Genomic DNA, 23,407 nt, shown 5'->3' with positions numbered 1-23,407 from the left:
GGTTTCGCGGTTTACACCACGCCGCTGAGGCGGTCTCCCACCAGCACCGTTTCGAGCACCGTGCGCATGGCTTCGGCGCTTTGTTGCCAAGAGAATTCGCCGCTACGCACTTGCGCCTTGGCGCCGAGTTGGTCGCGCAATATCGGCTCGGAGAGCAGTTGTTCGAGTCGGTCCACCAGTTCGCGGTGGCTGTCGACCAGGATGCCGGTCACCCCGTCGATGATCGAGTCGGACAGACCGCCGGAGGATCGATACCCAACCGTGGGCACGCTGTGCTGGGCCGCCTCGACCACCGCCAGACCCCACCCCTACTTGCGCGACGGCAGCAGGTGTACCCAAGAGCTCTGCAGCACATGGTGTTTGGTGAGGTCGTCGACGTGACCATGGAAGGTCACCGCGTCGGAAATGCCGAGCCGATTCACGTGGTCGACGAGTCGCTGGCGCCACCAGCCGCCACCGACCACGTCGAGGTGCAGACCCGGTATTCCCGGGTTTCGTCGCCGTAGCTCCGCCACGGCTTCCAGCGCATCCTCGATCCGCTTGTGCGGTACCAGCCGCGACAGCACCACCACCCGCGGGGTGGCCGCGCGCGGAACGGACAACGTCTGCGCCGGCGCCTCGTCGAGTCCGTTGCGGACCACCGCGATCCGCCCGTTATCCACACCCAGGGCGACCAGATCACGCGCCGACGGCAACGACACCGTCACGTACTGGTTGTGCCGGTTGAGCCGTGGCGACACCGTCGACTCGACGAACCAGCCCAGCCGACCGAGCACCGGACCTGCCACCGGCCACTGCTCGCGATGGCAGTGGTGGACCAGCACCACCGTGCGACGCCCATACAAGAGCCGGGCAAGAAATGGCAGACCGTTCTGGGTGTCGATGACCACGTCCGGCCGCACCCGGCGCAGCGGCCCCAACCGCAACCGCGCCAGTGCCAGCGCTACCAGCGCCCACACGTAGACGGAATAGCGGCCACCGGCGCGGCTGATCCGCACTCCGTCGATGACGTCGTGTCGTGGGGCCCCCGGATAGCGGGCGGTGCGTAAGGTGACCTCGATACCGGATGCGACCAGCTGCGCGCCGATGCGCTGCAAATAGGTCTCGCTGCCACCACCCTGGGGATGCCCGGTATCGCGCCAGCACAGCAGCAACACCGAGCGCAGTCCAGACATCAATCGCCAGCCTAACCTGGCGACGATGCGCGCCGCCGCGCGGCGCCCAGTGTGCGCTGGCGGCTTTGGATGTGCGCTTAGGGCGACTCCACGGCCTGCCGGTCGCCGGGTGCACACACCGAAAGCCACAGATGCACACTCGTGCGGACTTGACTAGCCCCTGGCGCATCATGCAGCACCGGGGCGCGAATGCGTAGGGTGTGGCCGGTGGCCGTCGCCTCCCCTGTCACCGATGTCGTAGCGCGCCGGGCGACGCTGGCCCGCTCACTGCGGTTACTGTCACAGTTCCGTTATGAGCAGTCCGACCCGGCACGCTTCTACGACGCCCTGGCAGCCGACACCGCGACGATGGTCGGTGATCTCTGGCTGGCCGGCCACGGGGAGCCGCCGACCGATCGCACACTGCTCGATGTGGGCGGTGGTCCCGGATACTTCGCCGCGGCGTTCGCCGATGCCGGAGTCCGTTACATCGGGGTCGAACCGGACCCTGGCGAAATGCACGCCGCGGGCCCCGCAAAGGTCGACGGGCCGGGCGTTTTCGTGCGGGCCTCGGGCATGGCTCTGCCATTCGCCGACGACTCGGTGGACATCTGCCTGTCTTCCAATGTCGCCGAACATGTGCCGCGGCCATGGCAGCTCGGCGCCGAGATGCTGCGGGTGACCAGGCCGGGCGGGTTGGTCGTGCTCTCTTATACCGTCTGGCTCGGCCCGTTCGGCGGACACGAGATGGGTCTGACCCATTACCTCGGCGGTGCCCGCGCCGCCGCGCGCTATGCCCGAAAACACGGCCATCCGGCGAAAAACAACTACGGGTCGTCGTTGTTTGCGGTCTCGGTGGCCGATGGTCTGAAGTGGGCCGCCAGCACCGGTGCCGCGGTTGCCGCATTTCCCCGCTACCACCCGCGATGGGCGTGGTGGCTGACCTCGGTGCCGCTGCTCCGGGAGTTCTTGGTGAGCAACCTGGTGCTGGTCCTGCAGCCGCGATAATGGAACGTGTTCTCGTTTCGGGTCGGCTTGGGTAGGGTGGCGCCATGAGCGACAGCCACACGACCGAATACGACAAACTCTTCATCGGCGGCAAGTGGACGCAACCGTCGACCTCCGAAGTCATTGAAGTGCACTGCCCGGCCACCGGCGAGTACGTCGGCAAGGTGCCGCTGGCGGCCGGCGCCGACGTCGACGCCGCGGTTGCCGCGGCGCGAGCGGCATTCGACAACGGACCGTGGCCCGCGACCCCACCAAAGGAGCGGGCGGCGGTGCTGGCCGCCGCGGCCAAGCTGCTGGAAGAACGCAAAGGCCTATTCACCAAACTGCTCGCCGACGAGACCGGTCAGCCGCCGACGATCATCGAGACGATGCACTGGATGGGTTCGATGGGGGCGCTGAATTTTTTCGCCACTCAGGCCGTCGACCAGGTCAAGTGGCGGGAGATCCGCAGCGGCTCCTACGGCCAGACCATCGTCCATCGCGAGCCCGTCGGTGTGGTGGGCGCGATCGTCGCGTGGAATGTGCCGCTGTTCCTGGCCATCAACAAGCTGGGCCCCGCGCTGCTCGCCGGCTGCACCGTAGTGCTCAAGCCGGCCGCCGAAACCCCTTTGACGGCAAATGCTTTGGCCGAGTTGCTGGCCGAGGCCGGTCTGCCTGAAGGGGTGCTGTCGGTGGTGCCCGGCGGTATCGAGACCGGCCAGGCGCTGACCTCCAACCCCGACGTCGATATGTTCACCTTCACCGGCAGCTCGGCGGTCGGCAAGGAGGTGGGCAAGCGCGCCGCCGAACTGCTCAAGCCATGCACGCTGGAGCTGGGCGGCAAGTCGGCGGCCATCATGCTCGAAGACGTCGATCTGGCCAGCGCCGTCCCGATGATGGTGTTCTCCGGCGTGATGAACGCCGGGCAGGGCTGTGTGAACCAGACGCGGATTCTGGCGCCGCGTTCCCGGTATGACGAAATCGTGGATGCGGTAAGCACTTTCGTGCAGGCACTGCCGGTGGGGCCGCCGTCGAACCCGGCGGTGCAAGTGGGGCCGCTGATCTCGGAGAAACAGCGCGCCCGGGTGGAGGGATACATCACCAAGGGCATCGAGGAGGGCGCGCGGCTGGTGTGCGGCGGTGGCCGCCCCGAAGGCCTGGACAACGGATTCTTCGTGCAGCCAACAGTTTTCGCCGACGTCGACAACAAAATGACGATCGCTCAGGAGGAGATCTTCGGGCCGGTGCTGTCGATCATCCCCTACGACACCGAAGAGGAGGCGATCAAGATCGCCAACGACTCGGTGTACGGGCTGGCCGGCAGCGTCTGGACCTCCAATATCCCGCACGGCATTGAGATCTCCGAAAGGATCCGCACCGGCACCTACGGAATCAACTGGTACGCCTTCGATCCCTGCTGCCCCTTCGGCGGCTACAAGAACTCCGGAATCGGCCGCGAAAACGGGCCGGAAGGTGTCGAGCACTTCACCCAGCAGAAGAGCGTGCTGATGCCGATGGGCTACACCGTCGAGTAACCAGGGCGAGCACCCGCAACCGCCCCGAAATTCGCGACTCGGCCGACTACCGTCCCTGAAAGCGGGCCTGCCGTCGTTCGATGAACGACTGGACGCCCTCGGCGGCGTCGGCGGTGGCGAATAGGGCCGCGACGTCGGGGCGCAGCCGTTCGATGGCCGCCGCCTCGCCGTGCCGGCGGGCCAGGTGCGCCGACGCCAGCGTGGTCCGCACCCCCAGCGGCGCGGCGCGGTCGGCGATGGTGTGCGCGATCTCTCTCGCCCTGGCCAATGCCGCCGCGGCGTCCTCGGCCACCTCCTGGACCAGCCCGATTCGGTGCGCCTCGGCCGCGTCGAATTCCTCGCCGGTGAGCAGCCAGCGCATGGCATTGCCCCACCCGGCCTCGCGCGGCAGCCGGATAGTCGCTCCGCCGAAGGGGTAGATCCCGCGCTGCACCTCGAGCTGGGTGAACCGGGTCCCGGCGGCGGCAACGCGGATGTCGGCAGCCAGCAGCAGTTCGATGCCCAACGTCATGCACCAGCCGTGTACGACGGCGACCAGCGGTGTGGTCCAGTCGCCGTCCAGCCGCCAGGGATCGCGTCCCCCCTCGGGGAACTCCAGTTCCCCGCTCGCGATGCCGGGACCGACGTCGACCAGATCAAGACCGGCGGTGAAGTGGTCGCCGTGGGCGAACAACACCCCGGCCCGTAGCGAGTCATCGGATTCCAGCAGCCCGTATGCCCGGGACAGGTCGGCGAGCATCGCCCGGTCGAAGGCATTGCGTTTGTGCGGCCGGTTCAGGCCGATCAGCAGGACATGGCCGTCGCAGCCGTCCCGCTCGAGGGACACGGTGGCGAGGTCGGGCAGGGATGGCTGGGATGCAGTGGTCATCGGCTCAGTGAACTCCACGAAACGGCATTATGCAATAGAGCATAATATGTTCGGCGTGATGCATAGCAGTTCGATGACGGCTCTTCCCCCACAGGCGCAGACGTATTATGCTTTGGTGCATAATCGTGGCCGGTGACCCGGTACATGAGGCAATACCTTCCACCGGGAGTAACCATGTGGATCATCGAGCTCAACATCGCCGGCTTCCGATTCACCCGCGAACTGCCCGATAGACGCCGACGAACGCTTCGGTTCAACCCACGCCAGCTGCACTGGCCGGCACACCGGCACTCACACGCCGCATGACACCGACCGGCACGGCCGCGAAGAAGCGCGGCGGCACCCGGGACAAGATGCTGGTCACCGCCGCGCAGGTGCTGCGCGAACGTGGCGCGGCCGGCGTAACCATCGACTCGGTGCTCGCCCGCAGCGGCGCCCCACGCGGCTCGGTCTACCACCACTTTCCCGACGGGCGAAACCAGATACTGACCGAGGCGCTTCGCTACGCCGGGGATTCGATCACCGCCGTGATCGACGATGCCGCCGACCGCGGCGCCCGGGTGCTGCTGCGCAAGTTCGTCGATTATTGGCAACATCTGCTCACCGAGGGCGACTTCACCGCGGGCTGTCCCGTGGCTGCGGCCGCGTTGGGCTCGGCCGACGATGGACTCGAGCTGTCCACGGAGGCCGGCGCGATCCTGAACGGCTGGTGTAGCGCATTGACTCGAGCGTTTATCACCGACGGTTTCGGCGAGTCGGACGCGGCGTCGCTGGCGGTGACGTCGGTGGCCGCGCTGGAGGGGGCCATCATGCTGTGCCGCTCGACGCGTACCACCGAGCCGTTGCGCACGGTTGGCGACCAGCTCCAATTCCTGGTTGCCTCAAGGGAATTCGTTCGTAGTAGTGGTACTGCCGTCAATCACGCCGGCCCGGGTGATTAACCGTGGCGCCGACGGCTGGACCGGCGGTCAGTCGCTGGCCGGCAGCGGCTTGACCTCTTTGAGTGCCAACTTGGTGTCGCCGATGCTCAGGCTTCCGGCGCCCGGCTTGGTCACCAGCACCTCGGCGCCGTTGTCGTCGACATAGCGTTTGCCCAGCACCGAGCCGTCGGCGAACGCCGGGTCGAGCTGGCCAGACCGCTCGGCGCCGATCGCCACCATCGGGACGCCTCCGCAGCGCAAATCGTCGAGGCTATCCGCGGTTCTGACGACAATGACCTGGGTGTCACACACCTGGCTGGCGAGACGGGTTCCGTTCTTGATCATGATGCCGTTCCTGCTAGTTCTTCGATGATCTGCCGGCGAAGTACCTTGCCGGTGGCGGTGGTTGGCAACTCGTCGCGAAACACTACCCGGTCCGGGGTGCGTGACCCGCGCAAACTGCTACGCACATGGTCGCGCAATTCCTGCGGGTCCGGGTCGGCGCCGGCGGACGGCACCACCACCGCGACGATGGCTTGGCCCCAGTGCGGGTCGTCGACACCGACCACCGCGACGTCACGCACCTGCGGGTGCTCGATCAGCACCTCCTCTAGTTCGGCGGGTGCGATGTTCTCACCGCCGCGGATAATGGTGTCGTCGCTGCGCCCGCCGATGAACAGGTAACCGTCGTCGTCGACCATGGCGATGTCCTTGGTCGGAAACCAGCCGTTGTCGTCGAGCACCGAACCGATTCCGGTGTAGCGTCCGGACACCTGCTCGCCGCGGACAAACAGCTCGCCGCTTTCGCCGGGCCCCACGACGGTGCCGTCCTCGCCGCGGATCTGCACCTCGATGCCGGGCACCGGCCGGCCGACCGATCCCAACCGCCGGGCGAGCGCGTCGTCCGATGCCGACAGCGCGGTGCGGTGGTCATCGGGGGTCAGGACCGCGATCGTCGAGCTGGTCTCGGTCAGGCCGTAGGCGTTGACGAAGCCGACATCCGGCAGCAGTTCCAGGGCACGGCGGACCAGCGGCAGGCCCACCCTCGAGCCGCCGTAGGCCAGGTTGCGCAGCGTGGGCAGCTTGTGGTCGCCGGTCGCCAGCACCGAGACGATACGGTCCAGCATGGTCGGCACCACAGTGGCGGTGGTGACCTGCTCCGCGTTGGCCAGCCGCACCCATTCGTGCGCGTCAAAGTCGGTCAGATACACCATCTTTCGGCCAGCGTACAGGTTTGACAGCGCCGCCCCGACCCCGGCGATGTGATAGGGCGGCACACAGATCAGCGCGGCGTCGCCGCTGTCGGCCGAGTCGAATTCGACCGTTCCGGTGACGTAGCTGGTGAGGTTGTTGTGGGTGAGTTCGACGGCTTTGGGCTGCGACGTGGTGCCCGAGGTGAACAGCACGATCGCCACCGCGTCGGGGTCCGGAAATTCCGAGACCGGATCGGCGCTGCCGGCCAGCGCCCGGAATTCGTCCGCACTCATCGACGGCGCATCGTCGAGCATCCCCCGATAGCGGTCGTCGGCGATCACCAGGGGTTCGGGCAGCCGGCGGATCAGCGCCTGGATGCCGTCGGCGGAAAGCCGATAGTTGATCGGGGTGAAGGGCAGCCCGGCGCGGGCCGCGGCGAAGATCAGCAGCGGCAGCATCGCCCCGCCGGTGCCGATGTACACCACATGCCGGGCGTTCGACGCCGCCAGTACCCCGGCGCCGCCGTCGGCGAGATCGCTGAGCTGCTGAGTCGTCAGCCGCAGGTCTCCCGAGACGACGGCCGTGCGGTCAGGGTTGCTCGACGCCGCCATCTCGAGAAGCAGCGAAACGCTCATCGGTGACCCTTCTCCGATCCCCCGACCTTTACACATCTAGCTTTCAGTGTAACCCATGAATGTCGGGGTTCCAGGACACCGGCAGCGACCACGCAAACCAGGTCGCGGGCTTGTGAAAGGCCTAGCGCCAGGCCGAGATTCGCGGAATCCAACCGGGAACGTTGCGGCGGTACTCGACGTATTCGGCGCCGTAGCGCTGTCGCAGATGCGGCTCTTCCCAGAATCGGATGGTGACCAGCTGGACCGCCCAGAAGGTGGCAAACCACAGCAGCAACCAGCCCGACGCGGTCAGCGCCGCCTCACCGAGCAGGATGCACAGCACGCCGCTGATCATCGGGTTGCGCACATGTCGATACGGGCCCCGCACCACCAGCTTTACCGGTTCCCCGAGCGTGCTGCCCACCCCGAGGGTGCCGTGGCCCACCCGGTCGAACAGCGCCACCGTCCAGATCAACAGTCCGATGCCGACGGCGATCAACAGGACACCGACCGTGGCCAGCCCCGCTGCCACCGGCGAATGGAGATCCGGCGCCCGTACCCCCGTTGTGACCATGATCAGCGCCGGTATCACCAGGGTCATGGTCACCGGAGCGATCAGGAACGAGATCAGGTGCCGCCACCAGAGTCTTCTGTCGCGCGTCGTCGTCATGATACTTCAACCTCCGTTCAAGAATGAGCGTACGCCGCGAGCTCACGATCATCAACGGGTGTTGAAGTATGCTTGCGGCATGACAGAAGCCCGGCGCAGCGGCCGGTGGCGCACCGGCCAACAGAACAAGCAGCGCATCATTGCTGCCGCCCGCGAACGTTTCATGCGCGACGGCTATGAGCGGGCCACCGTCCGGGCGATCGCCGGCGACGCCGGCGTGGACGTCGCGATGGTCTATTACTTCTTCGACAGCAAGGAGGGGCTGTTCACCGCGTCGGCGCTGACCGGTCCCGAGCACCCGCTGCATCAGCTGGCCACGCTGCTGGACGAGGGGATCGATGAGATTGGGCCGCGGCTGGTGCGCCGTTTCCTGGAGCACTGGGACGAAGGTGCGAAGTTCGAGCCGCTGCTGACGCTGTGGCGTTCGGCCGCGATCCAGCCGCAGGCGCGAAAGATCTTGCACGACAGCCTCGCCGGCCCGATCGCCGAACGGCTCACGGCCGAGTTCGGAGTCGCCGATGCGCAGTTACGGGCCGAACTGGTGGCCAGTCATCTGGCGGGGTTGGCGTTCGCGCGCTACCAGCTGAAGATCGAACCGATCGCGTCGAGCGGCATCGACGAACTGGTCGCCTGGCTGGGACCGACCGTGCAACGCTACCTGACCGCTGAGGCCCCGTAACTACCGCGAGCAGACGCAAAATCGCCCGACACGCCGAGCGTGTCGGGCGATTTTACGTCTGCTCGCGGCCTCACGTGCCGGTCCAGCGCGGCGGTCGCTTCTCGGCGAACGCGATCGCGCCTTCCCTGGCGTCGTTGGACATGAACACCGGACCGAAGATTTTCAGCTGCTCGGCGAACCGGTTTTCCAGGCTCCAGCCACGTGATTCGGTGATGATTCGCTTGGTGGCGGCCACCGCCAGCGGCCCGTTGGCGGTGATCTTTTCGGCCAGCGCAATAGCTGCCTCGAGCGCCTTGCCCGGCTCGGCCAGGATGTTGACCAGACCCAGCTCGTGGGCGCGTTCGGCGGGCAGGTTGTCACCGGTGAGCGCCAGCTCCATGGCGATCGCGTACGGAATGCGCTCTGGCAGCCGCAGCAGTCCCCCACCGCCGGCGACCAGGCCACGTTTGACCTCCGGAATGCCGAATGCCGAATCCCGGGCTGCCACAATCAGATCGGTGGCCAATGCCAACTCGGTGCCGCCGGCCAACGCGTAGCCTTCCACCGCCGCGATGAGCGGCTTGGCGGGTGGACGTTCGGTGAAGCCCAGGCCGCGGCCTTCGACGACCACGTTCTCGCCGCGAGCGAAGGCCTTGAGATCCATTCCGGCGCAGAACGAACCGCCCGCGCCGGTCAGGATGCCCACCGAAAGACCGGCATCGGAATCGAGGCGATCCATCGCGTCGGCCAGGCCCCGGCTGACCGCGGCGTTGACCGCGTTTTTGGCCTTGGGCCGGTTGATCGTGATGATCAGGATCCGATCGCGCTGTTCGACAAGGACTTCGGGTTCGGTGGTGCCGGCTTCTTCGCTCACAGTGGTTCGCAACTCCTTCTGATGTAGATCATGCGGTGGCCGATCACGCCTGCGCGAGCGCCAGCTCGACGACCGTCAACTGTTCGGAAAGGCCAGCGGCCCTTCGTATCTCGATGAAATCGGCGATCATGGCCTCGGTGACCTCGTGCGGATCTTTGAGCGTGGCGCCGTCGGTGAGCACCGAGATGTTGAGCTGGTCGACATAGCTCCACACGGTGATGTTCAGGCCGCTACCCGCGGTCAGCGGCCCCACCGAATAGATCTCGGTCACCTGTGCACCGCCCACCCGGCCGCGTTCCCGCGGCCCGGGAACGTTCGAGATGTTCAGGTTGAGGATCTTGTTCTGCCCGTCACGGCCGGACATCCACCGAAACATCGCCTCGGCCCCGGCCGGTGGAAAGTAGGCCGCCCAGCGGCTGATCAGTTCCGGTCCCAGCAGCTGGTGACTTTCCTTGGCGGACAACGCGTTCTCGCGACAGCCCTGCACCCGTTCCAGCGGGTCGTCGCAGTCGGTCGGCAGCGCCACCAGCATGCCGCTGAAGTGGTTGCCCGAGATCCGCTCCGGTGAGAAGTCATAGCTCACCGGTACGGAGGCCAGCAACGGTTCGGCCGTGCCGTCGTAGCGCAGCAGCAGGCTGCGCAGCGCTCCGGTGGACATGGCCAGCACCATGTCGTTGATGGTCGCCCCGAGCTTTTTCCCCGTCTCCTTCACGTCGACCAGCGCCAGGGTGGCGGTGGCAAACCTGCGCTCCGGGGTGATCTTGTGGTTCATGAAGGTCGGCGGCGGGGTGAACGGCCGGGTCAATTCGGGAGAGAGCTTGCGCGCGCTGCGCCGCACCCGGGCCAGACCCTGCGCGGTGTAGCGCATTGTCGCGGGGACCCGCCCCAGGTGGCGCAGGTGGTCGACGAACGCCGAAGTCATCAGTTCCGCCTTGCCGGGGGCCGGGTCCGACACGTACGGGTTGCCTTCCGGCCCCGGCAGCAGATCCATGCCGCGTGCCATCAGGTTGGCCGACGCGACGCCGTCGGCCAGCGCGTGGTGAATCTTGGCGACCACCGCCACCCGGTGATTGGCAAGGCCCTCAACGAAATACATCTCCCACAGCGGGTATTTGCGGTCCAGCGCGGTGCTGGCGATCTGGCCGATCGCCTCGTCCAGTTCGCGCCGGCCGCCCGGCGCCGGCAGCCTCCAGGGCCGGATGTGGTAGTTGAGATCAACCTCGCAGTGCTCACGCCACATCGGATGGTGGAACTTGAGCGGGACGTCGATAAGTTGATAGCCCAACGGCTCCAGCTTGCCCATGCGCCCGCCGATGACCTCGCGAAACGCGTCGATACCGAACTGGCGGCTGTCCGGGTCCAGCTCGATCACCGCGACCTTGATGGTGTGCATGTGCACATTCGGTGTCTCGCTGTAGAGCAGTACCGCGTCCCAGCCGCTGAGCCGTTTCACCGCAGCCCCCTGGTCATAGCGCGACTTTACAACCGGCGCAATCGGCCGGTGCCTAGATGACCTCTTTTGCGAACTGATTCCGGGTGCGGTGAACGTGGTTGAGGAACAGCGAGATCGCGTGGGTGGTCGGGCCGGTGCGAGCGCCGTCGAGCAGGTCGAAGCCGTGGCCGGCGCCGGGCAACTCCACGTAGGCCACCAGCGACCGCGACGCCGCACGTAGCCGCTCGACGAAGCTGCGTGCCTGCGCCACCGGGATGACCCCGTCGCGGCTGCCGTGAATGACCAGGAACGGCGGCGCATTGGTGTGCACCCGGGCTATCGGCGAGGCATCCCGGTATACGTGCGGGTGGCGGGCGATCCTGCGTTTGACCACGACCCGCTCCAAGAAGTCGACGAACCGCACCCGCTCCGGGGTGGAGCGGTCCTGCCAGTCGTAGCGACCGTAGATCCCGACCGCGGCGTCGACGGAGGTGTCGGAGCCCTCCGGTAACTCGCCCTGGTAGCCGGGGTCGTTGGCGGTGAGCCCGGCCAATGCGGACAGGTGGCCGCCGGCCGAGCAGCCGGCTATCGCGATGAAGTCCCGGTCGCCGCCGAATTTGTCGACGTTGGCCCGCGCCCAGGCGATGGCGGCCTTGACGTCTTGGATGTGGCGCGGCCAGCGGTGGTGCGGTGCGACCCGGTAGTCGATCGACAGGCACACCCAGCCCTGCTCGGCCATCCGCGACAGCAGCGCATACCCCTGAATGGTGCGGCTGCCGTGTATCCAGGCGCCGCCCGGGACGAACAGCAGCACCGGCGCGGGATGGGTGGGCAGCTCTTTGCGGCGCCACACGTCGAGCAACTGCGCCGGGCTGTCGCCGTAATGGACGCCACGGCGGTGCAGGTAGCGGCGGTGCCGCAGGACTTCGCAGACCGGCGGGGTGCGCTGCGGCGCCGGCCATTCGAGGTCCAGGTCGGCGGCCGCCACGATGCCGCGCAGCGCCGCGGCCGAAACCTCGTTCGTGCTGGCGCGGTCGCGACGGCGCAGGCCGCTGGTTCCCGGGGTGAGCCAGTCCTTGGCCCTGGTGGACACGAATTCCGGTGCATGCCGGGCACCCCAGACGCTCATTGCGGTGACACTGCCCAGCGGCTCGAGGTGCTTGCCGACCACCGGGAGCGAAGCTCCGGCGACGCTCAATGCCAGCAGATAGTCGCCCGGACGGGCCCGCAGCAACCACTTGACCTGGGACATCATTGTCGGGCCGCTCGCCGTCATGGAGGGAGCGTACCCCGCAGGGTTCGCGCTAACCACGATCACATTGCGGTGGTTCGCTGCGGCGCTGTGGGCTGCCGTCGTTTGCGCTGCCCAACGGCGCGCCGGGCAGCGTAAACGACGGCGCTGACGGCGAACATCGCCGCGGTCAGCAGCAGCCATCTGCCCAGAAACGGCTGCTGAGTCTGTCCGGTCGCCGCCAGGTAGGTCGGTGCGCCCTGTTCGATGATGCCGGGCAAAAAGATCAGCAGGGTCAGCCCGGCTCCCAGCGCCGGGATGCGAATGTGGTTGTGCGCGCTGATCTCTGGGATTTCTGGCTGAGAGCGGCTCGGCCGGCGCCCAGGGGCCGCCAGGACGCGGTCGGCCAGCGCGTAGAGCGGGAAGAGCAGCAGGTCGTGGGCGATCACGGCGGCGGCGAGCCAGACCGCGATCGACTGCCACCAGGTGCCGGGGTTCCACAGCGTGGTGGGCTTGAAGGTGGCCAGGAGGTAGCCGAGCAGCGCGAAGCCGGACAGCATCGTCAGCAGGTGTAGTGGATGAGCGCCGTAGTAGTGGGCAAACCGCTTTGTCGCTCTGAGCATTTCAGCTCGGCTCGAATTCGATGGCGGTGACCCATTTGGTGTTGTGCACCCCCGGTAGCGCGGGAACGATGATGCGCGCCGGGTAGCCGTGGTCAAGGGGTAGGGCGTCGCCGTTGACCCGCAGTGCAAGTAGCGCGTCGGGATCGTTGATCTGGTTGGCCTGCAGGCGCGCCGTGCCGAATGCGCCGCCGCGCTGCAGCGATACCACTCGCGCCGAGCGTGGTGCCGGGACCCCGGCCATTCGGGCCAGGTCGGCCAGCCGGACCCCCGTCCAGGTCTGCACGGTCGACCAGCCTTCCACGCAGGCGATCGGCAGCCTGGCGGTGCGCTGCGGCAGTCCGGCCAGGGCGGCGCGATCCAGTACCACCTCCGCCGGACCGCCGCGCAGCGCCAGGCGCCAGTTATCGCCGACGCTCTCGGGGGTGATCCCGGCAGCTACGGCGGTCTTGTTGACCGGGAAATCTCGACCTCGTCCCCGCGGCAAGAGCAGTGCCACGCTGCGCGCCGGCCCGCCGAGGGTCTGCCCGACGGTCAGCACCGCGATTAGCAGCACACCGGAGCCCACCAGGGCCAGGGCGCCGCGCCTGCTCACTGTCGGCTCCGCCGGGTCGGCGGCCACCAGCCCGTCGGGATCCGGTGGTTCGGGCCGGGTGTCGGTCACGTTGGTGCGCAGCACTTCTCGCATCGACAGCGACCGCAGCCCGGTGATCATGCGCGGAATCTTCAGCGCGATATGCATCAGGAAGCCGGCGATGAAAACCCACGCCCCGAAGTAGTGCCCGGTGTAGAAGCTGAATCCGAAGATGTAGTCGTACTGGATGTTGAGCACGCCGGTGACGATCTCGAACAGCACCCCGCCGACCAGCATCAGCAACGACAACCGCTCCAGCAGCTGGGCGATCGACCGCGCGGGCGGCCAGACGAACAGTTTCGGGATCACCGACCACAGCTTGGCCAACACCACCGGGATGATCAGCAGACCCAGCCCCACGTGGACACCCTGGGTCAGCCGGTACAGCCACGACGGATGGGTGGGCCAGGCGAAGGTGGGCAGCCGCAGCCACCCGACGTCGCGCGGGATCGCCTGACCGAACTGCGGCGCATAGGCGCTATAGGACAGCAGCCCGGTGATGACCACGATCGGCAACGTCACCAACAGCACCAGTCCGAACACCGAGGTCAGCCACGGGCCGCGCAGCGGGCTCCGAAAGCGGTTCAGCCGGTGAGCACCCGGTGGTGGATGACGCTGCAGGGCGCGCCACAGGCCGGCGGGAAAGCCGACGGCACCGCTTACCGGGCCGCCAGGGTGGCGATCACCCGCCCGCCGATCAGCCGCACGCCGGTGAGGGTGAGACCCACCCGCGCGGCCAGTGCGGCGGCGCTGTCCACGCCAACCGATGCCCATCGAAACCACGGCCCGACCTCCCGCGCTGACTCTAGGCGAACCCAGCGTGCGACGATACCGATGGCCTGCGCGTCAAACTCGGCCACGCAGCACCCGCCGTGGCACAACAATTCGGCGGCCCTTCCCAGGATCCGCAGCGGGTCCCCGCCGAGGCCGACATTTCCGTCGACCAGCAGGACCGTCTGCCAGCAGCCCATGCCGGGCAGCGGCTCGAACACATCGCCGAGAATGGCCGGGGCGCCGCCGCAGCCGGCTAATCGAATAGCGGTCGCGGATCGGTCGATGCCCAGCGCTGGGATACCCCGCTGCACGAGCCGGGCCACCAGGCGCCCGGGCCCACAGCCCAGCTCGATGGTCGGCCCGCTGCACATCTGCGCGACGGCCTCGTCGAAGGCCTCGTCGGAGCGGGGGCTCTGCTCGATTGACCGGCCACCCAACCAACGGTGGGTCGGTAGCAAACGCAACTCACCGTCGTCATGACGGATCCAGCATTGCTCGCCGCCGAGCGCCCGATCGTAGAGATGCCCCAGCATTCCACGCTCCTCGCATCCTGCCCGGCCATGGCCGGCTCCACCGACCGGTAAACGCGCCGGCAGGAACCGCATGCGCCAGCACCTCCACCAGTACCCGGTTCCCCGGTCGGCTACACCAAAGTTCGCCAAGAGCGACGGCTTGCCGTGTCCGAACGGTCAGCAAGGACTCAGCGTTTGGCAGAAACTCCGCCGCCACCTCGTGCGCCCGCGACCGGGCACATACTGGGTAGGTGCGCGCCAACGGTGACGTCGTCCATCCGGATCTGCGCCGAACCGCCCGCTTCGCACCACGACGACTGGTCGGTCCCCGGACATTGCCGGCAATCCGGGCGCTAATCGCGCTGACCGGCCGCGCGACGCCCGGCGATGTCGAGGTGATCACGCTGGGCTCGGGTGCCGGCGTCCGGCTTTACCGGGGCACGGTGTCACCGAGCCGACACCCGCCCTGCTGTGGATTCACGGTGGCGGATATGTGCTGGGCAAGGCCGCCCAGGATGACCGGCTGTGCCGCCGGTTCGCCCGGACGCTGGGCATCACCGTCGCCTCGGTGGAGTACCGGCTGGCACCCGAGCACCCCTACCCCGCGCCGTTGGAAGACTGCTACTCGGCGCTGCGCTGGCTGGCCGCGCTGCCCGCGGTGGACCCGCGCCGGATCGCTATCGGCGGCGCCAGCGCGGGCGGCGGTCTTGCCGCGGCGCTGGCCCTGCTGGCGCGCGACCGCGGCGAAATCGCGCCGGTATTTCAGCTGCTGACCTACCCGATGCTCGATGACCGCAGTTCCGCGGCCGCCGCCGACGCGCGCTATCGGTTGTGGGATCCTGGATTTTCGCCGCGACGTTACGCTCGCGGGTAATCCGGACCGCTGGTATAGGCGATCTCGCCGCCAATGATGGTTGCGGTCACCAGGCCGGCGTCCAGCTGAGCCAACGCCGTTGCGGGCGGCTGCGACAGCACGCACAGGTCTCCCGGTTGCCCCGCCGCAACCGTGCGCACCCGCCCGGGCTCATCCGGGTGACCCAGAAACATTGTCAAAGCTGTTCGCGCCGGAACGCATTCATCGGGATTGAGCACCGCCCCGCCGGATGTCGCGCGATGCACCGCGGCGCGCATGGCCGCCCACGGGTCGCCGAGACCGAACGGCATATCGGTCGACAATGCCACCGGCACTTGCGCTTTCAGGAACGACGCGACTCGCCAGAGCTGATGATGCTCGACGGCCGGGATCTCGGCAAGGTACTGATCACCGCGCTCGGCAACGAAATTGGGCTGAGTCACCACGGTCACCCCGAGATCGCGCAGGTCGGCCAGGTTGTCGTCGGGCACCACGGCGGCGTGCTCGATCCGATCGAGCGGATGGCTGCCGGCGCCGCGCAGCGCCGCGATGGTCACCACCAGCTGAGCCGCGGTCACGCAGTGCACGGCCACCGGGCGGCCGGCGTGGTGGCAGCCGGTGATCCAGGCAGTCAGGGCGTCCAGATCCAGCCGGTCGTCGTGCAGGATCTTCTTGCCTGGCGCCAAAAACCGCACCCGCGGCTGGAATTCGCCGCGGCGATGCGCGGTCAGCAGCGACTCCGTGTCGTCGGCGCCCAGATCCGGGGTGGCGTCGGTGACTCCGGTGACGCCCATCGAGGTGAGCCGGTCACTCAGTCGCACGAGGTCGGTTTCGCGCCGCGGCAACCCGTCCGGCCAATCGGAAGCGGCGCTGGGCAGCCGACCATCGGGGTGGCCGGCCAGGCCAATGCGGGCCAGTGCCGCGGAGTTGAGGATCCACAGGGCACCACTGCGATGCTGGATGCGCACCGGAATATCGGGCACCAGTGCATCGAGCACGTTGCGGTCCAACCGCCCGGCGACGGATTCGTGATAGCCGATCGCGCGGAGCCACCCGTCGGAGCTCGGCCTGGCCTCCGACAGTGCCTGTACCAGAACCGCTTTGGTGCAAACGGCGGGTGGCCCGACGAGTAGCGAATCCAGAGCCGCGGCCGCCGAGCGCAGGTGCACGTGGTGGTCGTGCAGGCCGGGCAGCACCGTCCCGCCGGCTGCGTCGAGAACCCGTTCACCCGGCGCCGCGACCAGGCCGTCGCCGACCTCGTCGATCAAGGCGTCCACCCGGACATCGGCTCTCGTCCCGTCCAGCAAGGTGGCCCGCCGAATCAGCATGGCAGCGCGCGTCTTTGATCGACCAGACGGCGCACGGCGTCGTTGTCGGCGCCGAGTTCGGCAGCGGCCCCGCACGGCGGCGGCGGCGACGGTGGCCGAATCGGGTAGGTCGATGCCGATGCCGTCAGTGGTAGTGCGGCGTAGCCGGCGGCGACGGCTGCCAGTGATACGTCGATGAGTTCGCCGCCGCCGCGCCCCAGCGATTCGGTGATCGCCCGGCTTGCCTCGATGCCGGCCAGCGGGTCGGCGATGGCGTCGCCACAGAACACCGGCCCGTCGGCAGCGGATCCGACGAGTCCACCGGCCACCGCGGCATCGTCACCGAAGGCCGGCCGTCCGGACTGTTCGCCATAGCCGCTGACGCGCAACCAGATTCGCCCGGGCCGCGGCGCAATGTGGTCGGGCCCGAGGCGTCGTCGCGCCAACGCAATGGGCCGTGAACCCTCGATCACGATGTCCGCGACGGTCAATAGCTGTCGCAGCTCGTCAGCCTGTTCGTCGAAATCGAGGCAGTACGAGAGCTTTTCACCGTTTATCCAGTCGAAGAAGGAGCGGTCGCCGGCTCGGGTGCCGTCACGGCGGCTCGGGCTTTCGATTTTCACGACAGTCGCGCCCGCTCGGGCCAGCAGCTGCCCGCAGAGCGGACCGGCCCACATCGACGACAGGTCGGCGACGAGCAGGCCGGCCGGTCCGCGCGCAGCGCCGCGCGGCCCGGCGCGACGAATCCGCGGCGGTGCGGCCGTTGCCTCACCGAGTCCCGCGGCGGGGATGTCGAGGAGCTGGGTCCGCTCGAGGATCGTGGACGCGCGCGACGTCGCGGCCCACCGCTGGATGGCGGGCCAGGGGTCTTCGGGCAGCCGATCGACCTGCAGCAGCGCCGGAACGGCGGCGACGTCGTCGGGGCGCGACAACGTGATCGCGAGGCAGCCGTCGGCGGCCGCGAGCAACCGGGTGGCTCCGCCGGCCGACACCCGGCCCCGGCGGGTCAGTCCCAGCAACCCGGCCCGCCCGGTCAGCAGTGTGGCCGCATTGGCGGCGAGCGCCTCGGCCCGGCGCAACACGTTGGCGCGGGAGAAGTCGGGCGGCCCGCCGGGCAGACCGGTCAGGTAGGCCAGCCCGCTACTCCCCCACCTGGCCAGGGTGCAGCTCACCCAGCCGAGCGTAATGCGCGCGCGGCGGTTCAGAACTGCAGCGCGGTGAACCGCCAGTCCAGCACCTGCCGGTCCGGCTCGTCCGCGTCGCCGGCGGCGTAGACCAGCGACCGCAGCCCCAGCACCCCGCCGTTCCCGGTGGGCCGGGCGGACTCGACGTGCAGTTCGCTGTAGAGGGTGTCGCCCTCGCGCACCGGCCCGGTGTGGTCGCAGTGTTCCCAGCCCAGCACCGTCACCAGGTTCGGCAGCAATCGGCAGGCCTGCGCGAACGCCAGCCCGATGGTGTGCCCGCCGTAGACCAGACGTTGCCCGCCGACCCGCGAATCATGGTGTGTTGCCGCGATATTGAGGGTAAGCCGAGCCAGCTCGGGGGCGCTGCTGACCAGGTCGGCGGTGCTGTGCAGGACCGAACCCGCAATGCCGTCGTCGAAGTGCGGAGCGGGCACCCTACTGCGGAACGCCTCGGCGTCCCAGCCGCTGGTGGGGTCGACGGGCGGTCCGGTCACCCCGGCGCCGATGGTGGACACGTCATCGTCGGGGGCGCCGTCAGGCCGCCAATCCGGGCCGGCCGGCAACATGGCGCACCGGTAGAAGTCGAGCACCAACCGATCGGCCTGGTCGACGGTCGTCATCCGCAGCGCCGCCAGTCCGGTTGGGGCACGACCCGGTTTGGCCGTATTGGCGCGCAACCCGACCACTTCGGTGCGGGTGTAGACGGTGTCGCCGATCACCGGGAATCGGTGAAACGTCAGGCCACGGTAAAACAGGTTGGCTTTGACCCGCTGCGTCACCAGGGTCGACTGCCCGATCGCCACGTCGCAGACCAGGCCCGGGTGCGCCAGGGGTGCGGATGCGCCGACCACCGCCGCGCACAGCTGTGCGTCCAGGGACAGCCGCAGCCGGTCACCCACGATCGCCTGATGGGCCGCGGCCAGCCCCGACGACAGCGTCATCGCCGGCGCCCAGTCGAATGTCTGGCCTAGCGAGAGGTCGTCGAAGTAGGGCCCGCCCGGGCGAGTGTCCGCGTATGTCACAACGCCACATGCTGGCAGCCGGTCAAAGCGAGGGTCAATATGGCACGGGTGAGCAATGAGCTGAATCACGAAGAAGCGATGCTGGTCGACACCGTTCGGGCCTTCATCGACCGCGACGTGAGACCGAGCGTCCGCGAGGTGGAACACGCCAACGCCTACCCCGAGGCGTGGATCGAGCAGATGAAGCGGATCGGTATCTTCGGCCTGGCCGTCCCCGAAGAGTACGGCGGGTCGCCGGTGTCGATGCCGTGCTATGTGCAGGTCACCCAGGAGCTGGCCCGGGGCTGGATGAGCCTGGCCGGGGCGATGGGCGGGCACACCGTCGTGGCCAAGCTGCTGACGCTGTTCGGCACCGAAGAGCAGAAGACGGCCTATCTGCCGCCGATGGCCACCGGCGAGCTGCGGGCCACCATGGCGCTCACCGAGCCCGGCGGCGGCTCCGACCTGCAGAACATGTCGACCACCGCGCTGCCGGATCCCGCGCAGGGCTCCGCGCAGGGCTCCGGCGGCTTGCGGATCAACGGCGCCAAGACCTGGATCACCAACGCGCGCCGCTCCGGGCTGATCGCGTTGCTGTGCAAGACCGATCCCACTGCCCTACCGCGCTATAAGGGGATCTCGATCGTGCTGGTCCAGCCCGGACCGGGCCTGACGGTGTCGCGGGACCTGCCCAAGCTGGGCTACAAGGGCGTCGAGTCCTGCGAGTTGTCCTTCGACGACTACCGGGTGCCGGTGTCGGCAGTGTTGGGAAGCCGTATGGGGGAAGGCTTTTCGCAGATGATGAAGGGCCTCGAAACGGGCCGCATCCAAGTGGCGGCCCGCGCCCTGGGGGTGGCGACCGCGGCACTGGAAGACGCGCTCGCCTATGCCCAGCAGCGGGAGAGCTTCGGTCAGCCGATTTGGAAGCATCAGGCCGTCGGCAACTATCTGGCCGATATGGCAACCAAACTCACCGCGGCACGCCAACTGACCCGCTACGCCGCCGAGCGCTACGACAGCGGCCAGCGCTGCGACATGGAGGCAGGGATGGCCAAGCTGTTCGCCTCCGAGGTGGCGATGGAGATCGCGTTGAACGCGGTGCGCATTCACGGCGGCTACGGCTACTCAACCGAATACGACGTCGAACGCTATTTTCGCGATGCGCCCCTGATGATCGTCGGCGAAGGCACCAACGAGATCCAGCGCAATGTGATCGCCGGACAACTGGTGGCCCGGGGCGGCATCTAGCCGATATGTCGGCGACCGGTGCTGTATATTTGCCTGACTTCGCCCAGGGAACCCAAGGGTAGGCACCAAAGGAGGGCAGCCATGAGTTATCCGCCAGGGCCGTACGGAGGTTCCCCCGAGTGGCAGGGCCAGCAGCCGGGCTGGCAGGGTCAACAACCGCAACCCGGTTGGCCGGCCCCGCAACCCGGTTACGCACCCGAGCCGGACAACTACCTCGTCTGGGCGATTCTGGCCACCATCTTGTGCTGCCTGCCGTTCGGCATCGTGTCGATCGTGTACTCCACCAAGGTCTCCGGGCTGTGGGCCCAAGGCCGCTACGCCGAGGCGCAGGCCGCGTCCGCCAACGCCAAGAAGTGGGCCATCATCAGCGCGATCGCCGGGGCGGTCATTGGTGTGATCGTCGGGGTGATTTACGTGATCCTGATTGCTGTGGCGGTGTCGGTCGATCACAACATGCCTTCCACCATCACCACCTATTCCGGCTACTGATCGAGGCGTTCCAACGTTGTGCGCCAACGGGTTTGCGCCTAACCGGTGGCTGCCGAGATGGCGTCCACCAGGCCCCAGGCCAGGGCGGTCGCGGCGTCGATGGTTCGGCCGGAGAGCACCAGATATGCCGTGCGCCAGCGTCCGATCCGTCGGGTAATGCTGACGGTGCCACCGGCGCCGGGGATCAGCCCGAGGCTCAGTTCGGGCAGCCCGAACACCGAATCGGGCCGGGCCACAACCCATCCGCAGAACGCCGCCATCTCCAGCCCGCTGCCCAGCACCCGCCCGTGGACCTCGGCCCGGCATGCCCGGCCAAGCCTGGCTCTGAGTTCGTCGAGCACCAGCGCTGGACTATGCCGGGTGCGGGCAAAGTGCGCGCTTACCGGATCGGCAAAGGCGCCGAACTCGGCGAGGTCGCCACCACTGCAAAACGATGGGCCGTTGCCGCTCAACACGATTCCGGTGACCGACGGGTCCAGCCGGGCTACGGTCAACGCCTCCAGCAGCGCGGCGCGCACATCGGTGGAGAACGCATTGTGTCGGCGTGGCCGGTTGAACCGGATCCGCAGGGTGTCCTTGTCGCGGTCCACGAGCACCGCGTCGGCCGTGCCCGGAACGGCGGCCGGGCCGCGATCGTCGAGCCAGCGTGCGAACTCCGGTCCGGCCTGCAGGGTCGAATACGCCAGTGATTCGGTGACCACGCCGGCCAGCGTCGCACCGGCGGGATCCAGGGCCCGCAGCACGTCGTTGCACATGGCGCTGGCCTGCGGCCAGTGCCGGCAGCGCCGCGTCACGTCCGCCAACGCCTCGGACACCGACGCCACGGTGACCACCCGGCGATCGCCACATGGCTGGTCAGTCAGCGTGAAAGTCGCTGTTTCCAGCCAGAATTCATCCGTAGGCGAGCCGTGGGCGACGATCACGCCGGGTGGCGACGCCACACCCACGTCCCGCTCATCCGCGGGGATCGACAGGTCAACTACACGGAGCATCGGTCAGGCCGAATACTTCTCGATCAGCCCGTCCTTGTAGAGCTTGCCGGTGTCGGTGCGTGGCAACTTCGCCTCGAAAGCGATGGATTTGGGGCATTTGAAGTGCGACAGGCGATCCCGCAACCACGCCAGCAGTTCAGCAGCGAATTCCTCGGTTGCGTCAGCCGGGTCGACGGTCTGCACCGCGGCCATCACCCGCTGTCCCATCTCGCCGTCGGGAACACCGAAAACCGCGGCGTCGAGCACTTTCGGGTGCGTCACCAACACGTTTTCGGTTTCCTGCGGGTAGATGTTGACGCCGCCGGAGATGATCATGTGATGGCGCCGGTCTGTCAGATACAGGTAGCCCTCGTCGTCGAGATAGCCGATGTCGCCCACCGTCACCCAGCCGTGCTTGTCGCGCGACGCAGCGGTTTTCGACGGATCGTTGAGGTATTCGAAGGAGAACCCACCCTCGAAATAGATCTCACCCGGCTGGCCCGGCGGGAGTTCGTTGCCGTCGGGGCCCAGGATATGAACCGCGCCCTGCATCGGCTTGCCGACCGAACCGGGGTGCGCCAGCCAATCCTCGGCGGTGATCAGCGTGGATCCGACGGCTTCGGAGGACGCGTAGTACTCGTCGACGATCGGTCCCCACCAGTCGATCATCTGCTTCTTGATCTCGACCGGGCACGGCGCCGCGGCGTGCATCACCCGCTTCAGGCTGGACACGTCGTACGAATTACGCACCGAATCAGGCAGTTTCAGCATTCTGGTGAACATCGCCGGTACGAACTGGCCGTGCGTCACCCGGTAGCGCTGAATGGCGTCGAGCGCCGACTCGGGATCGAACTTCTCCATCACCACGGTGGTGATACCGCCGGCCTGGGCGCTCATCGACCACACCGACGGGGCGGTATGGTAGAGCGGCGCCGGGCTCAGGTAGACCGAATCGCGGTCCATCCAGTAATCGATCAGCGCCGACATCATCCCCGGCGCCTGATCCGGTGGAACATGGGGTAATTCACGTTTGATTCCCTTGGGCCGGCCAGTGGTTCCCGACGAGTACTGCAGCAGGTCGCCCTCACGTTCGTCGTCGATCGGTGTGCCGGGTTGGCCGGCAACGCATTCCGGGTATCGCTCCCAGCCCGCCAGGTCGCCGTCGGCGATCATCAGCAGCTCCGGCAGGCCTGCGGGAAGATGGCCGGCCAGACCCGCGCAGGTGTCGCGAAGCGCCGCGGACCCGAGGATCGCCTTGGCGCCGCTGTTGTCGACGATGTAGGCCGCCTCGGCCGGGGCCAGGTGGGTGTTGACCGGCACGTAGTACAGGCCGCTGCGGCGTGCCGCCCACATGACCGCGTGGATGTGTTCGTTGTTCTCCATCAGAATGGCGACGACGTCGCCTTCCCGCAGCCCCGCCCGACGGAATCGGTGCGCTAGTCGATTGGCCCGGGCTTCCAGGTCTGCAAAGGTCACGATGGTCCCGGACGGATGCAGGATGACAGCCGGTTTGTTGGCGCTTTTCGCATCTCCCAGGTGCTGGCGGATCTGCATTGGCAGTCAGGGGCGCGGTGTCCGCAGAGCAGACCCGGTTCCCCATCCCCCTTATCTGTGTTGGGGACCCCCGTAAAGGTGGATCCGGGTTGGTCGTTGTTGTTTGGCCCGTGCTCCCCGCTC

General features: G+C 67.8%; 21 protein-coding genes and 2 pseudogenes. 7 read left to right on the top strand and 16 right to left on the bottom strand.

Annotation, left to right across the window (positions count from 1 at the left end; translation table 11 throughout):
• Positions 1-11: 11 nt before the first annotated feature.
• A pseudogene (locus BST40_RS11840) lies at positions 12-1,175 on the bottom strand (glycosyltransferase family 4 protein).
• 189 nt (positions 1,176-1,364) lie between these two features.
• Here BST40_RS11840 and BST40_RS11835 point away from each other — a divergent pair.
• Positions 1,365-2,162, top strand: a complete 798-nt coding sequence (locus BST40_RS11835) for a class I SAM-dependent methyltransferase (protein WP_075546655.1) — start codon at positions 1,365-1,367, stop codon at positions 2,160-2,162.
• 44 nt (positions 2,163-2,206) lie between these two features.
• Complete coding sequence (locus tag BST40_RS11830; RefSeq protein ID WP_075546654.1) at positions 2,207-3,676, top strand: aldehyde dehydrogenase; 1,470 nt, start codon at positions 2,207-2,209, stop codon at positions 3,674-3,676.
• A 46-nt stretch (positions 3,677-3,722) separates the two neighbouring features.
• Here BST40_RS11830 and BST40_RS11825 read toward each other — a convergent pair whose 3' ends face one another.
• Entirely contained in the window at positions 3,723-4,544 is an 822-nt protein-coding gene (locus BST40_RS11825; protein WP_075546696.1) for a crotonase/enoyl-CoA hydratase family protein, read from the bottom strand.
• A gap of 302 nt (positions 4,545-4,846) precedes the next feature.
• Here BST40_RS11825 and BST40_RS11820 point away from each other — a divergent pair, with 302 nt between their 5' ends.
• The gene (locus BST40_RS11820; RefSeq protein ID WP_075546653.1) at positions 4,847-5,485 is read left to right on the top strand and encodes a TetR/AcrR family transcriptional regulator; all 639 of its coding nucleotides are present in this window, start codon (positions 4,847-4,849) and stop codon (positions 5,483-5,485) included.
• A 27-nt stretch (positions 5,486-5,512) separates the two neighbouring features.
• On the opposite strand, the gene BST40_RS11815 is transcribed toward BST40_RS11820, so the two are convergent.
• From BST40_RS11815 to BST40_RS11805, 3 genes are all read right to left on the bottom strand, one after another.
• Positions 5,513-5,809, bottom strand: a complete 297-nt coding sequence (locus BST40_RS11815) for a hypothetical protein (RefSeq protein WP_075546652.1) — start codon at positions 5,807-5,809, stop codon at positions 5,513-5,515.
• On the bottom strand, positions 5,806-7,293 hold the full coding sequence (locus tag BST40_RS11810; protein WP_075546651.1) for a class I adenylate-forming enzyme family protein: 1,488 nt from the start codon (positions 7,291-7,293) through the stop codon (positions 5,806-5,808). Before BST40_RS11810 ends, BST40_RS11815 begins: the two co-directional genes overlap by 4 nt.
• A 121-nt stretch (positions 7,294-7,414) precedes the next feature.
• The gene (locus BST40_RS11805) at positions 7,415-7,942 is read right to left on the bottom strand and encodes a methyltransferase family protein (RefSeq protein WP_075546650.1); all 528 of its coding nucleotides are present in this window, start codon (positions 7,940-7,942) and stop codon (positions 7,415-7,417) included.
• Positions 7,943-8,021: 79 nt separating this feature from the next.
• Here BST40_RS11805 and BST40_RS11800 point away from each other — a divergent pair, with 79 nt between their 5' ends.
• A complete protein-coding gene (locus BST40_RS11800; protein ID WP_075546649.1) occupies positions 8,022-8,621 on the top strand; it encodes a TetR/AcrR family transcriptional regulator in 600 nt (199 codons plus the stop codon).
• 70 nt (positions 8,622-8,691) lie between these two features.
• Here BST40_RS11800 and BST40_RS11795 read toward each other — a convergent pair whose 3' ends face one another.
• The 6 genes from BST40_RS11795 to BST40_RS11770 are packed head-to-tail and all read right to left on the bottom strand — an operon-like array spanning position 8,692 to position 14,698.
• On the bottom strand, positions 8,692-9,474 hold the full coding sequence (locus BST40_RS11795) for a crotonase/enoyl-CoA hydratase family protein (RefSeq protein ID WP_075546695.1): 783 nt from the start codon (positions 9,472-9,474) through the stop codon (positions 8,692-8,694).
• A gap of 43 nt (positions 9,475-9,517) precedes the next feature.
• Positions 9,518-10,927: a WS/DGAT/MGAT family O-acyltransferase gene (locus BST40_RS11790; RefSeq protein ID WP_075546648.1), complete on the bottom strand. Its 1,410-nt coding sequence runs from the start codon at positions 10,925-10,927 to the stop codon at positions 9,518-9,520.
• A gap of 52 nt (positions 10,928-10,979) precedes the next feature.
• The gene (locus BST40_RS11785) at positions 10,980-12,182 is read right to left on the bottom strand and encodes an alpha/beta hydrolase (protein WP_075546647.1); all 1,203 of its coding nucleotides are present in this window, start codon (positions 12,180-12,182) and stop codon (positions 10,980-10,982) included.
• 38 nt (positions 12,183-12,220) lie between these two features.
• The gene (locus BST40_RS11780) at positions 12,221-12,760 is read right to left on the bottom strand and encodes a hypothetical protein (RefSeq protein WP_075546646.1); all 540 of its coding nucleotides are present in this window, start codon (positions 12,758-12,760) and stop codon (positions 12,221-12,223) included.
• Between the two features lies 1 nt (position 12,761).
• Positions 12,762-14,024, bottom strand: coding sequence for a molybdopterin-dependent oxidoreductase (locus tag BST40_RS11775; protein ID WP_075546693.1), 1,263 nt, complete (start codon positions 14,022-14,024; stop codon positions 12,762-12,764).
• Positions 14,025-14,050: 26 nt separating this feature from the next.
• Positions 14,051-14,698 (bottom strand): class I SAM-dependent methyltransferase, encoded by a 648-nt coding sequence (locus tag BST40_RS11770; protein ID WP_075546694.1) that lies wholly within the window; start codon positions 14,696-14,698, stop codon positions 14,051-14,053.
• Between the two features lie 230 nt (positions 14,699-14,928).
• Between BST40_RS11770 and BST40_RS11765 the strand changes: the two are divergent.
• A pseudogene (locus BST40_RS11765) lies at positions 14,929-15,515 on the top strand (alpha/beta hydrolase); the annotation flags it as partial.
• A 20-nt stretch (positions 15,516-15,535) separates the two neighbouring features.
• On the opposite strand, the gene BST40_RS11760 reads toward BST40_RS11765, so the two are convergent.
• Genes BST40_RS11760 through BST40_RS11750 form a run of 3 tightly spaced genes read right to left on the bottom strand, consistent with a single transcriptional unit; the run spans position 15,536 to position 19,043 of the window.
• Positions 15,536-16,858: an amidohydrolase family protein gene (locus tag BST40_RS11760; protein ID WP_075546645.1), complete on the bottom strand. Its 1,323-nt coding sequence runs from the start codon at positions 16,856-16,858 to the stop codon at positions 15,536-15,538.
• Complete coding sequence (locus BST40_RS11755) at positions 16,852-18,009, bottom strand: CoA transferase (RefSeq protein ID WP_089025104.1); 1,158 nt, start codon at positions 18,007-18,009, stop codon at positions 16,852-16,854. Before BST40_RS11755 ends, BST40_RS11760 begins: the two co-directional genes overlap by 7 nt.
• Before the next feature lie 29 nt (positions 18,010-18,038).
• Positions 18,039-19,043 carry a MaoC family dehydratase gene (locus BST40_RS11750; protein ID WP_075546643.1) on the bottom strand — a complete coding sequence of 335 codons (1,005 nt, stop codon included), beginning with the start codon at positions 19,041-19,043 and terminating at the stop codon, positions 18,039-18,041.
• Between the two features lie 60 nt (positions 19,044-19,103).
• Between BST40_RS11750 and BST40_RS11745 the strand changes: the two genes are divergently transcribed.
• Together BST40_RS11745 and BST40_RS11740 are read left to right on the top strand one after the other, a co-directional pair.
• Complete coding sequence (locus BST40_RS11745) at positions 19,104-20,270, top strand: acyl-CoA dehydrogenase family protein (protein WP_240316730.1); 1,167 nt, start codon at positions 19,104-19,106, stop codon at positions 20,268-20,270.
• Between the two features lie 81 nt (positions 20,271-20,351).
• The gene (locus BST40_RS11740; protein WP_083154336.1) at positions 20,352-20,759 is read left to right on the top strand and encodes a CD225/dispanin family protein; all 408 of its coding nucleotides are present in this window, start codon (positions 20,352-20,354) and stop codon (positions 20,757-20,759) included.
• A gap of 38 nt (positions 20,760-20,797) precedes the next feature.
• On the opposite strand, the gene BST40_RS11735 is transcribed toward BST40_RS11740, so the two are convergent.
• The gene (locus BST40_RS11735; RefSeq protein ID WP_075546640.1) at positions 20,798-21,751 is read right to left on the bottom strand and encodes an enoyl-CoA hydratase/isomerase family protein; all 954 of its coding nucleotides are present in this window, start codon (positions 21,749-21,751) and stop codon (positions 20,798-20,800) included.
• A 3-nt stretch (positions 21,752-21,754) separates the two neighbouring features.
• The gene (gene fadD4 / locus BST40_RS11730) at positions 21,755-23,284 is read right to left on the bottom strand and encodes a fatty-acid--CoA ligase FadD4 (RefSeq protein ID WP_075546639.1); all 1,530 of its coding nucleotides are present in this window, start codon (positions 23,282-23,284) and stop codon (positions 21,755-21,757) included.
• Between the last annotated feature and the right edge of the window lie 123 nt (positions 23,285-23,407).

The organism is Mycobacterium persicum, assembly GCF_002086675.1.
GTDB lineage: Bacteria > Actinomycetota > Actinomycetes > Mycobacteriales > Mycobacteriaceae > Mycobacterium > Mycobacterium persicum.
This window is presented reverse-complemented; position numbering and strand designations above follow the sequence as displayed.

Bases quoted from the DNA above. Each gene is read 5' to 3' on its own strand.
- BST40_RS11810 (WP_075546651.1), bottom strand. From the start codon at position 7,293: ATGAGCGTTTCGCTGCTTCTCGAGATGGCGGCGTCGAGCAACCCTGAC.
- BST40_RS11785 (WP_075546647.1), bottom strand. From the start codon at position 12,182: ATGACGGCGAGCGGCCCGACAATGATGTCCCAGGTCAAGTGGTTGCTG.
- BST40_RS11825 (WP_075546696.1), bottom strand. From the start codon at position 4,544: ATGACCACTGCATCCCAGCCATCCCTGCCCGACCTCGCCACCGTGTCC.
- BST40_RS11815 (WP_075546652.1), bottom strand. From the start codon at position 5,809: ATGATCAAGAACGGAACCCGTCTCGCCAGCCAGGTGTGTGACACCCAG.
- BST40_RS11830 (WP_075546654.1), top strand. From the start codon at position 2,207: ATGAGCGACAGCCACACGACCGAATACGACAAACTCTTCATCGGCGGC.
- BST40_RS11780 (WP_075546646.1), bottom strand. From the start codon at position 12,760: ATGCTCAGAGCGACAAAGCGGTTTGCCCACTACTACGGCGCTCATCCA.
- BST40_RS11805 (WP_075546650.1), bottom strand. From the start codon at position 7,942: ATGACGACGACGCGCGACAGAAGACTCTGGTGGCGGCACCTGATCTCG.
- BST40_RS11735 (WP_075546640.1), bottom strand. From the start codon at position 21,751: ATGCTCCGTGTAGTTGACCTGTCGATCCCCGCGGATGAGCGGGACGTG.
- fadD4 (WP_075546639.1), bottom strand. From the start codon at position 23,284: ATGCAGATCCGCCAGCACCTGGGAGATGCGAAAAGCGCCAACAAACCG.
- BST40_RS11740 (WP_083154336.1), top strand. From the start codon at position 20,352: ATGAGTTATCCGCCAGGGCCGTACGGAGGTTCCCCCGAGTGGCAGGGC.
- BST40_RS11760 (WP_075546645.1), bottom strand. From the start codon at position 16,858: ATGCTGATTCGGCGGGCCACCTTGCTGGACGGGACGAGAGCCGATGTC.
- BST40_RS11800 (WP_075546649.1), top strand. From the start codon at position 8,022: ATGACAGAAGCCCGGCGCAGCGGCCGGTGGCGCACCGGCCAACAGAAC.
- BST40_RS11835 (WP_075546655.1), top strand. From the start codon at position 1,365: ATGCGTAGGGTGTGGCCGGTGGCCGTCGCCTCCCCTGTCACCGATGTC.
- BST40_RS11820 (WP_075546653.1), top strand. From the start codon at position 4,847: ATGACACCGACCGGCACGGCCGCGAAGAAGCGCGGCGGCACCCGGGAC.
- BST40_RS11770 (WP_075546694.1), bottom strand. From the start codon at position 14,698: ATGCTGGGGCATCTCTACGATCGGGCGCTCGGCGGCGAGCAATGCTGG.